Consider the following 15,160-nt stretch of genomic DNA (forward strand, 5'->3'; position numbering starts at 1 on the left):
AGCCTGCGGGGGCGCGCCCTCAGCCGCCAGACTGGCGGGGTGAGCATCCCCGGATCCTGGACCCGCGCCGCCGCCGGCGCCGGCCTTCTCGGCCCGAGCGGCGAGGTCGCCGCCACCGTCTTCAGCGAGATGAGCGCCCTCGCCGCGCGGACCGGGGCGATCAACCTCGGCCAGGGCTTCCCGGACGAGGACGGCCCGCAGGAGGTGCTCGAGGCGGCGCGCACGGCGATCTCCGCGGGCCTCAACCAGTACCCGCCGGGGCCGGGCTTCCCGGTGCTCCGCGAGGCCGTCTCGGCGCACCAGCGGCGGTTCTACGGCCTCGCCGTCGACCCGGACGGCGAGGTGCTGGTCACCACCGGTGCCACTGAGGCGCTGGCGGCGACACTGCTCGCGCTCCTGGAGCCCGGCGACGAGGTCGTCACCTTCACTCCGCACTACGACGCCTACGGCGCGCTGATCGCCCTGGCCGGCGGCGTGCACCGCACGGTCCCGCTGCGGGGAACCGACTTCCACGTCGATCACGAGGAGCTGGCGGCCGCCGTCACCGACCGGACCCGGGTCATCCTCGTCAACGACCCGCACAACCCGACCGGCTCCGTGCTGCCCGCTGAGACCCGGGAGCTGATCGTGCGGCTCGCGCACCGGCACGACGCGCTGATCATCACCGACGAGGTCTACGAGCACCTGCGCTTCGACGGCTGCCACGTGCCGATCGCGACGCTGCCCGGCGCCTGGGAGCGCACGCTCACCGTCTCCTCCGCGGGCAAGACCTTCAGCACCACCGGCTGGAAGATCGGCTGGATCACCGGGCCGCGCGCGCTGATCACCGCGGTGCTCGCGGTGAAGCAGTTCCTCACCTACGTCAGCGGGTCGCCGTTCCAGGGCGCGATCGCCGTCGGCCTCGGGCTGCCCGACGCGTTCTTCACCGGCATCGCGGCGACCCTGGAGCGCAAGCGCGACGTGCTCTCCGCGGGACTCGCGGCGGCCGGCTTCACGGTGTCGCCGTCGGCGGGCTCGTACTTCGTCGTCGCGGACGCGGCTCCGCTCGGCTGGGACGACGGGGTCGCCTTCTGCCGGGCGCTGCCCGGGCTCGCCGGAGTGGTGGCGGTGCCGGTTTCGGCCTTCTGCAGCGCCGAGGACGCGGACGCCTACCGCTCCCTGGTGCGGTTCGCGTTCTGCAAGCGCTTCGAGGTGCTGGACAGCGCGGCGGAGCGGCTAGCGGGACTCGCGCGCCGCGGCTGACCGGCGGCCGGCCCGGACGGGGCGGACCTCGAAGCGCCGCAGCGCGAGCGCGGGGTTCTTCTCCCGGGCCGCGGCGATGCGCTCCTGCGAGAGCCAGGCGACCGCGACGTCCTCGACCTCGCCGAGCGTGGCGATCTCGACACCCATCGGGTCGACGATCATGCTCGTCCCGACGCCGATCGGCGGGGTCTGGTCGGCGGCGACGAGGTAGATCGTGTTCTCCAGCGCGCGGGCGGTGACCAGGGTGCGCCAGTGCGCCTCCTTGAGCGGGCCGCGGACCCACTCGGCGGGGGCGGCGACCACGTCGGCGCCCGCGTCGACGAGCCAGCGGGTCACCTCCGGGAAGCGCAGGTCGTAGCAGGTCTGCAGGCCGACGACGAGGCCGCCCACCTCGAAGGTCTGCGGCACGCCGATCTCGCCGGGCGCGACCCAGTCGGACTCGGTCTGGCCGAAGGCGTCGTAGAGGTGCAGCTTGCGGTAGGTGGCGACGACCGCTCCCCCGGGCTCGACCGCGACGAGGGTGTTGGCGATCCGCTCGCCGTCGTCGACGGACTCGACCATGCCCGCCACCAGGTGGACGCCGAGCTTCCGCGCGATCTCGCCGAGTCCCTGGACGAACGGGCCGTCGAGCGCCTCGCCCGCGGCGACGAGCTCGGGGCCGAGCGGGTCGACGAAGAACGAGCTGTACTCGGGCAGGACCACGACGCTCGCGCCGCGCTGAGCGGCGACGGCGGCGAGGCGGCGGATCACCGCGAGGTTCGCCGCGCGGTCGTCGGTCGGAGCGAACTGCGCGACGGCGAAGCCGACGGCCGCCGCGCTCGCGGGCCGGGCGGCCTTGCGCGTGGAGGCTCTGCGCTGCGCCGCCATCAGCTCGGCGGGTAGAGGAAGAGCGGGACGCTCGAGGCCGGGATCGTCCGCGCGTGGTACGCGTGGTCGTTGCCCCAGTTGTACTCCTCGAGCGAGACGGTGCCGTCGCCGTTCACGGACTGCACGTAGGCGACGTGGTTGCCGTTGAACCAGGCGACGGCGCCGGGGACGGGCGTCGTGCTGGTCTCCCAGCCGTGCGAGGCCCACTGGCCGGCCCAGGCGTAGGCGCTGCCGCCGCCCGGGGTCAGGTTGCCCCAGGTCCACTTGAACGGGGCGCCGGTGGAGCCCTGGTCGCGGTTCAGGCGCCAGGCGACGAAGTCGACGCACTCGCGGTAGTAGTAGCGCAGCGGCGAGAGCCCGCCGCCCTGGTCGTCGGTCAGCGCGTCGCGCCAGGGGTAGTCGTCGCCCTCCTCGCGGGGGGTGACGGAGCTGCTGGTGCCGCCCGAGCGGCTCGGGGAGGCGGCGGCCGAGGACGTGCCGGAGGCCTCCTCGGCTGCTGCGGCAGCGGCGGCAGCCGCGGCATCGGCGGCGGCCTTCTCCGCGGCGGCGGCCAGGGCGCGCGCCTGCGCGGCGGCCTCGTCGAGCTGCGCCTGCGTCGGGGCGGTGAAGGAGTCGCGGATGACCTGCTCCTGCACGGCGGTCGACGCGACCGTGAGCTTCTGGTTGCCGAGCGCCTGGATGCGGGCGGCGGCCTCGATCGCGGCCTGCGAGTCGGGCGCGGGGTCGAAGGAGTAGGCGGGCAGCGCCATCACGGCGACCATGCCGGCGATCGCGGCGGCCGCGACCGTGCTGACCGTCGTGCGGAGCACGCGACCGCGGCGGCGGCGGACGGGCGCCACCGTCGCGAGGACGGGTGTGCGCACCGCGACGGGGGCGACGGGCACCGGGCGGGTGCGGGGAGTCGGACGCTGAGCCTGTGCGGCGGATTCGGCGTCCCGCCGGCTCCGGCGGGTGAGGTGGATCCCCTCGCTCGGGGACCCGTCCCGGGTCGCTCCTGCGGTCTCGTCCACCTGTTCGTCGCTCACACCAGCACCCTTCGCATCCCGGACGAGGATAGCGTGCGCCCCGGCCCGACACACCGAGCGACTCGTGGCTCCCGCGGAGTGGGCCCCTCCCGCTGATCGAGTAGCCCGCGGAGCGGGCGTATCGAGATCCACCGGCGTCAGAGCGACGAGTCTGCAGACCCGCCCTGCTGGTGACGGTGGGTCTCGATACGCCCCTGCGGGGCTGCTCGACCAGCACGCAGGGCCTCGCCGCGGACAAACGGTCAGTGGAGCGGCGCTCCGTGTCGAGCAGCCCGCGGAGTGGGCCCCTCATGCTGATCGAGTAGCCCGCAGAGCAGGCGTATCGAGATCCACCCGTCACGGGGCGACATCGACCGCGCGACGTCGACGGGCCTACTAGCGCAGCTCCTTCTGCCAGCGGCGCAGGGCGCGGCTCAGCTGCTCGAACGTCATCGTGAGCACCGCCTCGGCGGCGCGCTCGTCGAGAACGCCGCGGGAGGCGGCGGGGAGCTTGCTCGCGGTGGCGCAGATCGCTTCTGCCGCCTCCCAGACGATCCGTGCCTCCGCAAGCAGGGTGCGGGTGAGCGGGAGGTGCTCCACCAGCAGCTCCCCCTGCTCGAGGCGACGCGCCACGTCCCGCTCCGAGAGGCCCGTCCGCGCTGCGAGCTCTGCACGTATCGAGCGCTCGAGGAGGTCGCGGGTCGTGCCGTGGGCCAGTGCGGGTGAGGCGAGGGCCCTGCGGTGCCCGGTGTGGAGCACCTCGACCGAGGCGAGCCGCAGCGCAGCGGCGGCACGGCCGTGGGCGGCGGCGCTCTCGAGATGGGCGCGCATGGAGGCTCGGAGTTCTTCTGCTGTCTGGTGCTCTGTCATACGAGCACTGAACCAGGCAGGACGACCATCGAGCCGGGGCCGAGGCTTCTCTTGGATACGTCGGGTGCGAATCAGGGTCTGTGGAGGAGAGGGCGACCGCACCCTCAGCGATGGTGGGTCTCGATACTCCCTGCGGGCTACTCGACCAGCATGCAGTGGGGACGGGACTCCGGCGCTCTCAGATCGAGTAGCCCGCGGAGCGGGCCCACCATGCTGATCGAGTAGGCCGCGCAGCGGGCGTGTCGAGATCCACCGGCGTCAGAACGAGAGTCTGTAGACCCGCCCTGCTGGGGACGGTGGGTCTCGATACGCCCCTGCGGGGCTGCTCGACCAGCATGCTGACGGCGGAGTAGCGTCGCGCGCAGGACGCGGCGACGGCGCTGCGCGGACGGGAGTGCGGTCATGATCAGGAGCGAGCGGGCCTTCAGCGGGTTCAGCGTGCAGGACGTCGAGGCGGCGAGGGCGTTCTACGGCGACGTTCTCGGGCTGGAGGTGTCGGTCAACGCGATGGGGATCCTCGACATCGCCCTGCCCGGCGGCGGGAGCGCCATCGCCTATCCGAAGCCGAGCCACGTGCCGGCGGAGTTCACGATCCTCAACTTCGCCGTCGAGGACGTCGACGCGGCGGTCGCGGCGCTCAACGGCTCCGGCGTCGTCACCAAGATCTACTCGGACAGCGAGATGCCGACGGACGAGAACGGCGTGATGCGCGGGCGGGGGCCGACGATCGCCTGGTTCCGCGACCCGTCCGGCAACGTGCTCAGCGTCATCGACGCGGCGTCCTGACCCGTGCACAGCCCGCGTTAACGACGAAAGCCGGCCGCTTTCGCGACCGGCTTCCGTCTTCTTGTTGCGGGGGCAGGATTTGAACCTACGACCTCTGGGTTATGAGCCCAGCGAGCTACCGAACTGCTCCACCCCGCGGCACAAGAAGAGACACTACACGGGGATCAGGAGCGATGCAAATCGAGTGGGCACCCGGAGGAGGCAGTGCCGTGCTCGGCGGCTCAGACGGGCTTCGTCGCCGTCCACGCAACGCCGCCGACGGCACTCGCGGCGACCTCGAGACCGGTCGCCCGGAGCGCCTCCGCGACGTCCTCCGCCGAGCGCTCCCAGGTGCGCACCGCCGGGTCGTCGACCCGCGGCCGCGCCTGCGCGCCGATCACCGCGGTCCCACCCGGTGCGACGAACCACTCGACGACACGCGCCCACTCCTCGAGGTCGGGGAGCCAGGCGACCGCGTCCAGGGTCGTCACGACGGCGTCGAACGCGTCGGGCTCGGGCAGCATGTGCCGCAGCTCGTAGAGGTTGGCGCAGACGAAGCGGGTCCGCTCTGCGAGACCGCGCTCGCGGGCCGCCTCGCGGGCCAGCCGGATCGCCGGCATCGAGAAGTCGACGCCGATGACGTCCTCGCCCCGCTCGGCGAGCGGGAGCGCGTCGCCCCCGGCGCCGCACTGCAGGTGCAGGACCCGCGCCCCGGCCGGCACCGCCGCCCCGAACGCCCGGAGGGGCGCGCCGTCACCGGCACGCCCCTCCCAGTACTCCCGGTTCGGATCGAGCCACTCCCCTGCGCGCAGGTGCTCGCCACGATCGACCTGGACCATCGGCCTACTGCTGCCCCTCGGCCGCCAGCGCCCGCTGGAGCGCCTCGGTGAGCTGCTCGTCCGCCGCCGCGAAGGCGGTCAGGTCGCCGGCCTTCAGGGCGGTCTCGCGGGCGGCGAGAGCCGTGCTCGCGTCGCTCAGAGCGGCCTGGAGCTCGGTCTGGTCGCCCGTCGGAGCCGTCCCGCCGGTGCCCGCGTCGCCGGTCCCGGTGTCGCCCGTGCCCGGATCCGCCGTGTCGGTCGGCGTCGGGGTCGGAGTGACCACCGTGCCGGTGTCACCGGCGTCCGCTCCCGAGTCGCCGCCGAAGAGGCTGTCGAGGGCGGCGTCGAGGGTGTCCTCGAAGGCGATGTCGTCACCGAAGGCGACGAGCACCTTCTGCAGGAGCGGGAAGCTCGTGTCGCCGTTCGAGCTGACGTAGATCGGCTGCACGTAGAGCAGACCGCCGCCGACGGGCAGGGTGAGCAGGTTGCCACGGGTCACCGTGGTGTCGCCGCGCTGGAGCAGTGCCAGCTGGTTCGCGACCGTCGGGTCGGTGTTGAACGCGTTCTGGACCTGACCCGGGCCGGGCACCGTGTCGTCGCTCGGCAGCTCGAGCAGCCGGAGCGTGCCGTAGCCGTCGGCCACCGCGCCCTCCGTGGAGCCCGCATCCGAGTCGGCGACGAGGTAGCCGGTGAGCACGTTGCGGCTCGCCGCGCTGCCGGGTGTGCTCGCCGGGATGTACGTGGAGTACAGCGAGTACGACGGCGTCTCGACGTCGGGCGTCTGGAGCGTCAGGTAGTACGGCGGCTGCAGCGTGTCCCCGCCGCCGACGGCGGCCGTGCTCGCTCCACCCGAGGTCGGGTCGTTCGGCGTGGACCAGGCGGCCTCGCGGGAGTAGAAGGAGCCGGCGTCGGTCACGTGGTACGTGCCGAGCACGGCGCGCTGCACCTTGAAGAGGTCCTCCGGGTAGCGGACGTGGCTGAGCAGGCCGGCCGACATCTCGCTGATCGGCTCGACGGTGCTCGGGAAGATCTTCTGCCAGGTCTGCAGGATCGGGTCCTCGGTGTCCCAGGCGTAGAGCGTCACACTGCCGTCGTAGGCGTCGACCGTGGCCTTGACCGAGTTGCGGATGTAGTTGACGTCGTCGGTCGGGAACTGCTGCTGCGTGTTGGTGTCGGCGATGGCCTGCGAGAGGCTCTGCACCTCCGAGTACGGGTAGTCCGCGGAGGTGGTGTAGCCGTCGACCACCCAGACGACGCGGCCGTCGACGACGGTCGGGTAGGCGTCCGAGTCGAGCGTCAGGTACGGGGCGACCTTCTGGACGCGCTGCACCGGGTCGCGGTCGTAGAGGATCTGCGACTGGTCGTTGACGCCGTCCGAGAGGAAGATCTGCTCGGACTGGAACTTGATCGCGTAGACGAGCTTCTTGAAGACGTTGTCGAGCGAGGGGCCGCCGTTGCCGTCGAAGGTCGTGTAGGTCTGCTGCTCGCCCTCGGTGCCCGACGGGTAGTCGAGCTCGATGTTGCGGTCGCCGTCGCCGCCGACGATCGAGTAGCCGGGCGAGTTCTCGCCGAAGTAGATCCGCGGCTCGTAGTCGCCGAGGTCACCGGTCGTCGGGACGCCGGACTCGATGAAGACCGGCTCGCCGTCGGACGAGCGCTGGTTGCCGTACGCGGCGACCAGGCCGTAGCCGTGGGTGTAGACGAGGGTCTGGTTGTACCAGGTCTGGTTGGTGCCGAGGCCGTTGAGGTTCAGCTCGCGGACGCCGACGACGGCGTCCTGCGTCGAGCCGTCGATCGAGTAGCGGTCGACGTCGAGCGCGTTCTGCTGGTCGCCGAAGGAGTAGTACTGGCGGAACTGCTGCAGCTGCGAGAACGCGTCGGTCACGACGGCGGGGTCGAGGATGCGGATGTTCGCCGTGGTCTCCGCGTCGGAGCGCAGGGCGCCCGGCTCGGCGTCGGTGGTCGCGTCGTACGGGATGACCTCGACGTCGGAGACGCCGTAGGCCTGCCGCGTCATGTCGATGTTGTCCTGGATGTACGTCGACTCGAGCGTGCGCTCGTTCGGCTCGACCTGGAACTTCTGGACGACCCACGGGTAGAGCGAGCCGACGAGCAGGCTCGCGACGATGAGGAGCGCAGTGCCGATGACGGGCAGGCGCCAGCGGCCGATGAAGGCCGTGATGATGAAGAGGACGGCGATCAGCGCGGAGATGGCGGCGAGGATCTGCAGGCCGGGGATCGTCGCGTTCACGGAGGCGTAGGTCGCGCCGGTGATCCGGGTGCCCTGGCGGCTGAGGGTCGCGTACTGGTCGAGCCAGAGGCTCACCGCCTGCACGAGCAGGTAGAGCGCCGCGATGATCGCGAGCTGGATGCGCGAGGACTTCGAGATGCGGATCTCGCGGCCGTTGATCCGGATCGCGCCGTAGAGGTAGCCGGTGGCGAGAGTGGCGAGCGCCGAGATGATGAGCACGGCCGAGGCGAAGCCGACGATGCTCTGGTAGAAGGGCAGCTCGAAGAGGTAGAACGACGTGTCGAGGCCGAACAGCGGATCGACGTCGCCCGAGGGCGTGCGGTTCCAGAAGGTCAGGCTCGTCTGCCACCGGGTGGAGGAGGAGACGCCGGCGAAGAGGCCGAGGACCGCCGGGATGCCGAAGGTGGCCAGGCGCCGGAGCGGCTCGACGACCTGCTGGTAGCGGTCGATCTGCGAGTTGAGCTTCGCGTAGACCGGGCGCAGCCGGTAGGCGAGCGTCAGGCTCACGAACACGGGGACGGCCATCGCGACGAAGCCGATGACGAAGAGCCCGCCCGCGGCGAACCACTGCGTCGTGAGCACCGAGAGGAACCCGAGCTGGTCGTACCAGAGGATGTCGGTGTAGAGACCGGCGAAGACGAAGAACGCCACCACCAGCACGGCGACCACCACGACCGTGACGGCGAGAACGCTCCGTCTCTTGCGCGGCGGGGCTTCGGTTGCTGCAGAACTCACGGATAAGCCTCTTGATGTGGAGATGTGACGGGAGGCTCCCCATGGTAGGCGACGACCAGCGAGGGGACCTGAGCGTCGCCCTCAGGGAGCGGCCCCGCCGCTCCGCCCTGAGCGGACAGGGCGGCTCGGGCCGGCGGTGGATCTCGATGGCCCGCTGCGCGGGCTACTCGATCAGCATGCCGCGGTCGTTCGGCGACTCGGTGGCCGCACTTGCTGGTCGAGTAGCCCCGCAGGGGCGTATCGAGACCCGCCGCCGTCAGTTGATGGGGGTCGCGCCGTCGCAGGTCGGCAGGGCGTCGGTGTCGCCCGCGGCGACGCCCTTCAGGGCGGCGAGGGAGTCGTCGAGGGTGGCGACGCTGAAGACCTGGAGGCCGTCGGGCACGTGGCCGACGACCTCGTTGCAGTTGTCGGCGGGCGCGAGGAAGTACTGCGCGCCCGCGTCGACCGCGCCGAACATCTTCTGCCGGATGCCGCCGATCGCGCCGACCTCGCCCGCGGCGTCGATGGTGCCGGTTCCGGCGACGGAGGCGCCGCCGTTCAGCGCGCCCTCGGTGAGCTTGTCGATGATCCCGAGCGCGAACATCATCCCGGCGCTCGGCCCGCCGACGTCGTCCAGCTGGATGTCGACCTCGAACGGGAAGTCGAATGCCGCTCCGGCGACGATGCCGATCACGGCCGCTCCGTCGTTGTCGACCGGGGTGACCTGCACGTCCTGCTCGGCCCCGTCCCGCTCGACGGTGAGGGTGACCGGCTGCTGGGTGCCCGAGGCCTGGACGGCGGCGCGGAGCGCGGTCACATCGGCGACCGGCTCCCCCGCGACGGCGACGATCTCGTCGCCGGTCTCGAGCGCGCCGGCGGCGGGAGAGTCGTCCGGGATCTGCACGACCGAGACGCGCTGCCCGATCGGGTAGCCGAGCTCGGTCAGCGCCGCGGCGATCGCCTCCTGCTGCGAGTCGGTCATCTCGGCCTGGTTCGCCTGGTCCCGCTCCTCGACCGTGGAGGACGGCGGGAAGATCTGCGCGACGGGCACGACGGCCTTGGTGCGGTCGAACCAGGCGCTCGCGACCTCGATCCAGGTCGGCAGGCTCTGCGGGTTGCCGACGACCGAGACGGTCAGCATGTCGAGAGTGCCCTCGGTGGGATAGGTCGTCTCGTCCGGGATGGAGATCAGCGGCACGTCCTCACCGCTCGTGCCGAGGGTGTCGAAGACGGGGCCCGGCTGCTCGATCACGTAGGGGGCGGGGGTGACGCCGAGCCCGACGACGAGCGCGACGCCGGAGAAGAGGACCGCGGGCCCGACCCAGGCGCGCCGGCCGCGCGAGGAGGAGGGGCGCGGGTCGACGGAGAACAGCAAACGGGGGCCTCTCTGGGGACGTGCGGGGCGGCGGCGCCGGCGTGTTCGCGGCGGGCGGAAGCGGGTCGGGGCCGGGCGGTCGACTTCACGTCGTGGCTCCGGACGCTCGGGCTAACGTAGCTTGCACGACTGGGAGTCGTGTCACGATCCGTCGCCCGAACCGGGTGTGCAGAGGCCGGCTCCGTGCGATGAGAGAGGGCTCCCCGAATGGCCGAAGGCGACAACGCGGACCGACCGGGCGGCGGCTCGGAGGACGAGTTCCGCGACATGCTCCGGCAGTTCCTCTCGGGGAACGGCCCGATCGACCCGAGCCAGCTCGCGGGCGCCGCCGGTCTGCCGAACGATCCGGTCGCTCTGCAGAACCTGCTCTCGCAGCTGCAGAGCGCGATGCAGCAGTCGGGCGGCGGGATCAACTGGTCGCTCGCGCTCGAGCAGGCGAAGCAGCTGGCGCGCGCGGACTCCGTCCCGGTGACCGACGCCGTGCGTGCCCCGCTCGACGGCGCCTTCGGCGTCGCGGCGCTCTGGCTCGACGAGGTCGCCTACGTCTCCGAGCTGAGCCGCCCGCCGCGCACCATCAGCCGGCTCGAGTGGATCTCGCTCACGATGCCGGTCTGGACGCAGCTCGCCGAGCCGGTCGCCCTCAGCATCTCGGACGCGCTCACCGGCGTCATGCGCGACCAGGCGCCCGAGGAGATGAAGGCGATGATCGCCGGCGCCGAGGACATGATGCGCGGCATCGGCGGCACTCTCTTCGCCCTCCAGCTCGGCCAGGTGGTCGGCCAGCTGGCCGCCGAGGTCGTCTCCGGCGGCGACATCGGCATCCCGCTGCTCGAGGAGAACGACGCGGCGATCCTGCCGCAGAACGTCGCCGTGTTCGGCGAGGGCCTCGACATCCCGATCGACCAGGTGCAGATCTACCTCGCGGTGCGCGAGCTCGCCCACGCGCGGCTCTTCCGGCACGGCAAGTGGGTCCGGCTCGCCCTGATCTCGCAGATCACCGACTTCGCCCGGGGCATCACGATCGACACCACCCGCCTCGAGGAGCTGGCCGAGAACTTCGACCCGTCCAACCCGGAGGAGCTGCGCGACGCGATGACCTCCGGCGCGCTGATCCCGCCGAAGACCGAGGAGCAGCTCGCGGCGCACGGCCGCCTCGAGACGATGCTCGCCCTGATCGAGGGCTGGGTGGACGTGGTCACCGCCGCGGCGACCACCCGCCTGCCCAGCGCCGGTGCGATCGCCGAGACCGTCCGCCGCCGTCGCGCGTCCGGCGGGCCCGCCGAGTCGGCCTTCGCCACGCTCGTCGGCCTGGAGCTGCGGCCGCGCCGCCTCCGCGAGGCCGCCGCGATGTGGCAGGCCGTCACCGACGCGGTCGGTCCCGAGGCGCGCGACGCGCTCTGGTCGCACCCCGACGTGCTGCCCGGCTCGGACGACCTCGACGACCCGACAGCCCTCGTCGCGCGACTGAGCGCCGAGGCCCGCGGCGAGACCCCGGAGCCCGACGAGATGGACCGCGCGCTCGAGGAGCTGCTGAACGGGACGACGCCCGCGGCGCCGGCGGGCGAGCAGCCCGAGGCCGGCACCGACGGCGGCCGTCCGGACGACGACGGCACCGCTCCCACCGGCGACCGACCGGTCTGACCCTCGCGCAGGAGGGGTCCACGACCTGTGGACAACTCCCGCGCCGCCCGGCCGCTCTCGGCCATGATCTCCCGATGGTCCTCCGGCTCGATCCCCGCTTCCCCCTCGTCTGGCGCTCCGCGACCGCGATGCAGGTCGGACTCGACCACCCGCGGGTCGTGCTGGAGGGCGTCGGCTACGCCGAGGAGCTGCTGGTGCACGCGCTGCGGGTGGGCACCAGCGCGGGCACGGCGCGGCTGATCGCGACGCGCGCCGGCGCCTCGGACGCGCGCGTCGACGAGCTGCTCGCCACGCTGCGCCCGGTGCTGCTGCGGAGCATCGACCCGGATCCGCCCGCGCCGCCGCGGGTGGTCGTCGAGGGCGTCGGCTCGGCGGCCGACGCCCTGCGCAGCCTGCTCCGCGGCGAGGGCTGCGAGCTGGTCGGCGAGGATGCGGTGCCCGCTCTCGCGGTGCTCGTCGCCGACTACGCCGTCGCTCCGGCGCGCGCCGCGCACTGGCTCTCGAGCGACGTGCCGCATCTGGCCGTGGTCTTCGGCGACGAGGCGGTCCGCATCGGCCCCCTCGTCGAGCCGGGCGGCGGGCCCTGCCTGCACTGCGCCTACCGCGACCGGATCGACCTCGACCCGGAGTGGCCGCGGCTGGTGATCCAGGTCCTCGGCACCACCGCATCGACGCGCACCGCCCTCTCCAGTGCCGCGATCGCGGTCGCGGCGGCCGACGCGGCGCTCCGGCGGCTGCACGCCGGCTGGACCGGGCTGCGCAGTGTCGAGCGCACCTACTCCGACGCCTCCGGTGCGTTCAGCGAGCGGCGGCTGGAGCCGCACCGCGGGTGCGCGTGCCGATCTCTGCGAGGAAGCGCGACGGCTCCCGCCGCGTGACCCGGCCCACGGTGGACTGCGACCAGGAGAGCCGCAGCCGCTGACGCGCGCGGGTGATGCCGACATAGAGCAGCCGGCGCTCCTCGTCGATCGCCTCGAGGCCGCTCGCGTAGGAGATCGGCAGCAGGCCCTCGGTCAGGCCCATCAGGTGCACCGACTCCCACTCGAGTCCCTTGGCGGAGTGGAAGGTCGCGAGCGTGACGGCCGCGCGGTCCGGCTCGTGATGCACCTGCTGGCGGGCGAGGAGGTCGTCGGTGAACTGCTTGAACGTCCAGCCGGCGGGCGCCTCGTCGACCAGCCGGGCGAGGGTGTCCAGCGACTCCCAGCGCTCGCGCACGGCGCCCGGTGCCGACGGCGGCTCGGCGCTCCACCCGAGCGAGCGGAGGACGTCGCTGACCGACTTGAACAGCGGCTCGCCCGAGATGGAGACCGAGGCCGCGCGCAGCTGCATCACCGCCTGCTTCACCTCCGGCAGGTCGAAGAAGCGCTTGCCGCCGCGCAGGTGCGCCGCGACGCCGCGCTCGTGCAGCGCGCGCTCGAGGATCGCCGACTGCGAGTTGGTGCGGAAGAGGATCGCGATGGCGGAGGGGCGCACGCCCGCCTCGATGTCGGCGGCGACGCGGGCCGCCACTCCCCTGGCCTCCGCGACGTCGTCGGGGTAGGCGTCGATCGCCGGCTCCGGGGCCTCCGCGGCGGCGGCGGGGGCGCTCGCGACCGAGTGCAGCACGAGGGCGCCGGGCCGGCCGCGCATCAGCCGGTTCGCGGTCTGCACGATCGGCGGTGCCGAGCGGTAGTTCTCCTCGAGGCGGACGACCGTCGCGGCCGGCCAGCGCGAGCCGAAGTCGAGCAGGTAGTCGGCGCGGGCGCCGGCGAAGGAGTAGATGGTCTGGCTCGCGTCGCCGACCACGCAGAGGTCGCTGCGGTCACCGAGCCAGAGCTCGAGCAGCCGCTGCTGGAGCGGGTTGACGTCCTGGTACTCGTCGACGACGAAGAAGCGGTACTGCTCCCGGACCTGCATCGCCATCGCCGGCTCGGACTCGAGCATCCCCGCGGTGACCAGGAGGACGTCCTCGAAGTCGATCTGCCGGCGCTGGTCCTTCAGCCCCTCGTACTCGTCGACCATCGCGACGGTCTGCTCGAGGGTGAGCCGTCCGGGCAGCGCCCGGGTCCGGGCGGCCACCGCGTACTGCTCGAGCGAGAGGGCGGACACCTTCCGCCACTCGATCTCGGCGGAGAGGTCGCGCAGGGTCGCGGTGTCCAGCTTCAACCGGAGCCGCTCCGCGGCGTGGCCGAGCAGCCGCGCCTTGCCGTCGAGCAGCTGCGGCATCGTGCCGCCGACCAGCTGCGGCCAGAAGAAGCCGAGCTGCGAGAGCGCGGCGGCGTGGAACGTCCGGGCCATGACGCCGCCCGCACCGAGCACGCGGAGCCGGGAGCGCAGCTCGGCGGCCGAGCGGCTGGTGAAGGTGAGCGCCATCACCCGGGCCGGCGTGTAGACGCCGGTCGCGACGCCGTGCGCGATCCGGTGGGTGATGGTCCGCGTCTTGCCGGTGCCCGCGCCGGCCAGGACGCAGACCGGGCCGAGCAGCGCCTCCGCCGCCTCGCGCTGCCCCTCGTCGAGTCCGTCGAGCAGGGTCACGCGACGATGGGGCCGTTCTCGAGCGCTCCCCCGTACCAGTCCTCGATCATCGCGCGGGCGATCGACGAGCGGCCGGGCAGCAGCACCGACTCGAGCGAGTCGTGCAGCTGCTGGCGGGTGAACCAGCGCAGGGCGACGATCTCCTCGCCGTCCGGGAGCAGGTCGGCGGGGGCCTGGTCCTCGGCGAGGCGGGCGATGAAGCCGATCATCAGCGAGGCGGGGAACGGCCAGGGCTGCGAGCCGAGGTACTGCGGGTCGACGACGCGCATCCCGGACTCCTCGAAGATCTCGCGGACGACCGCCGCCTCGAGCGACTCCCCCGGCTCGACGAAGCCGGCCAGCAGCGAGAAGCGGCCGGTGCCCCACATCGCGTTCGAGCCGAGCAGCAGGCGGTCGTCGGCGTCGAGGACGCAGACGATGATCGCCGGGTCGGTGCGCGGGAAGACCTGGCTGCCGTCGGCGGGCGAGCGGCGGACCCAGCCGCCCTGCTCGATCACGGTGGCCTCACCGTTGCGCGGCGAGAAGCCGTGCGAAGCGTGCCAGTTGACCATCGCGAGCGCCTCGGTGAACAGGCCGGCGTCGCGGTCGCTGAGGTGCTCGGCCAAGGTGCGCAGGGCGCCCCAGGCGGCGTCGTCGGGCTCGATGGCGCTCGCCTGCTCGTCCGTGAGCACGGCGGCGACGACGGGAGTGCCGGCGGGCTCGCCCTCGGCGTCGACGGTGGTGCGACCGAGGTAGAGGCGGAGGGCGCCGGCCGGCACATCGGCCGCGGGGCGCAGGGCGAGGCGCTCGCCGTCGACCAGGGCGCGGTCGCCGCGGAGCAGCACGACCCGGGTGGCCGCGTCGGCGTCGAGCTCGTCGAAGAGCTCGGGACGCGCGCGGGCGAGGTAGTCCCGGTCGACCGCCTGACGGGCGAGCGGGAGGCGGTCGGAGAAGGACGGGATCATGCGGGCTCATTTCGAAGCGGTGCCGGGGGGACGGCCGGTGCGGGGTCGAGGAGGTGGCGGGCCGGGCGGCGGCCGGGAGGAGCGCGGCTCCTCGACGGCATCGGCTGGTCAGCGCGTGGCGACCGGCCGGTCGGGCGCCCGGCGACCTACCCTGG

Annotated in this window: 12 protein-coding genes and 1 tRNA gene; 4 read left to right on the forward strand and 9 right to left on the reverse strand. The window is 72.9% G+C overall.

Features of this window, described 5'->3' with window-relative positions; genetic code table 11:
* Positions 1 to 39 precede the first annotated feature (39 nt).
* Positions 40 to 1,242, forward strand: coding sequence for a pyridoxal phosphate-dependent aminotransferase (locus MT350_RS18215; RefSeq protein ID WP_243616369.1), 1,203 nt, complete (start codon positions 40 to 42; stop codon positions 1,240 to 1,242).
* Here the strand turns inward: MT350_RS18215 and MT350_RS18220 are convergent.
* From MT350_RS18220 to MT350_RS18230, 3 genes are all read right to left on the reverse strand, one after another.
* The gene (locus MT350_RS18220; protein WP_243616370.1) at positions 1,216 to 2,109 is read right to left on the reverse strand and encodes a carbon-nitrogen hydrolase family protein; all 894 of its coding nucleotides are present in this window, start codon (positions 2,107 to 2,109) and stop codon (positions 1,216 to 1,218) included. The genes MT350_RS18215 and MT350_RS18220 overlap by 27 nt on opposite strands.
* Positions 2,109 to 3,134 carry a CHAP domain-containing protein gene (locus tag MT350_RS18225; RefSeq protein ID WP_243598544.1) on the reverse strand — a complete coding sequence of 342 codons (1,026 nt, stop codon included), beginning with the start codon at positions 3,132 to 3,134 and terminating at the stop codon, positions 2,109 to 2,111. The genes MT350_RS18220 and MT350_RS18225 overlap by 1 nt, the downstream gene beginning before the upstream one ends.
* Positions 3,135 to 3,509: 375 nt before the next feature.
* A complete protein-coding gene (locus MT350_RS18230; RefSeq protein WP_243598543.1) occupies positions 3,510 to 3,944 on the reverse strand; it encodes a hypothetical protein in 435 nt (144 codons plus the stop codon).
* A gap of 441 nt (positions 3,945 to 4,385) precedes the next feature.
* Here MT350_RS18230 and MT350_RS18235 point away from each other — a divergent pair, with 441 nt between their 5' ends.
* Entirely contained in the window at positions 4,386 to 4,769 is a 384-nt protein-coding gene (locus MT350_RS18235; RefSeq protein ID WP_243616371.1) for a VOC family protein, read from the forward strand.
* Positions 4,770 to 4,833: 64 nt separating this feature from the next.
* Here the strand turns inward: MT350_RS18235 and MT350_RS18240 are convergent.
* From MT350_RS18240 to MT350_RS18255, 4 genes are all read right to left on the reverse strand, one after another.
* Positions 4,834 to 4,907, reverse strand: a tRNA-Met gene (locus MT350_RS18240).
* Positions 4,908 to 4,990: 83 nt separating this feature from the next.
* Positions 4,991 to 5,587 carry a bifunctional 2-polyprenyl-6-hydroxyphenol methylase/3-demethylubiquinol 3-O-methyltransferase UbiG gene (locus tag MT350_RS18245; protein ID WP_243616372.1) on the reverse strand — a complete coding sequence of 199 codons (597 nt, stop codon included), beginning with the start codon at positions 5,585 to 5,587 and terminating at the stop codon, positions 4,991 to 4,993.
* Positions 5,588 to 5,591: 4 nt separating this feature from the next.
* Positions 5,592 to 8,552, reverse strand: coding sequence for a UPF0182 family protein (locus MT350_RS18250; protein ID WP_243598541.1), 2,961 nt, complete (start codon positions 8,550 to 8,552; stop codon positions 5,592 to 5,594).
* A 256-nt stretch (positions 8,553 to 8,808) separates the two neighbouring features.
* On the reverse strand, positions 8,809 to 9,906 hold the full coding sequence (locus tag MT350_RS18255; protein ID WP_243598540.1) for a PDZ domain-containing protein: 1,098 nt from the start codon (positions 9,904 to 9,906) through the stop codon (positions 8,809 to 8,811).
* 207 nt (positions 9,907 to 10,113) lie between these two features.
* Here MT350_RS18255 and MT350_RS18260 point away from each other — a divergent pair, with 207 nt between their 5' ends.
* A complete protein-coding gene (locus tag MT350_RS18260; RefSeq protein WP_243616373.1) occupies positions 10,114 to 11,547 on the forward strand; it encodes a zinc-dependent metalloprotease in 1,434 nt (477 codons plus the stop codon).
* A gap of 74 nt (positions 11,548 to 11,621) precedes the next feature.
* Positions 11,622 to 12,425 (forward strand): hypothetical protein, encoded by an 804-nt coding sequence (locus MT350_RS18265; protein WP_243583068.1) that lies wholly within the window; start codon positions 11,622 to 11,624, stop codon positions 12,423 to 12,425.
* Here the strand turns inward: MT350_RS18265 and MT350_RS18270 are convergent.
* Together MT350_RS18270 and nudC are read right to left on the reverse strand one after the other, a co-directional pair.
* The gene (locus tag MT350_RS18270; protein WP_243616374.1) at positions 12,346 to 14,061 is read right to left on the reverse strand and encodes an ATP-dependent helicase; all 1,716 of its coding nucleotides are present in this window, start codon (positions 14,059 to 14,061) and stop codon (positions 12,346 to 12,348) included. The two genes, MT350_RS18265 and MT350_RS18270, sit on opposite strands and share 80 nt — an antisense overlap.
* Positions 14,058 to 15,005, reverse strand: a complete 948-nt coding sequence (gene nudC / locus MT350_RS18275) for an NAD(+) diphosphatase (protein WP_243616375.1) — start codon at positions 15,003 to 15,005, stop codon at positions 14,058 to 14,060. Before nudC ends, MT350_RS18270 begins: the two co-directional genes overlap by 4 nt.
* Positions 15,006 to 15,160: the final 155 nt, after the last annotated feature.

This window comes from Rathayibacter sp. VKM Ac-2928 (assembly GCF_022815545.1).
Taxonomy (GTDB): domain Bacteria; phylum Actinomycetota; class Actinomycetes; order Actinomycetales; family Microbacteriaceae; genus Rathayibacter; species Rathayibacter festucae.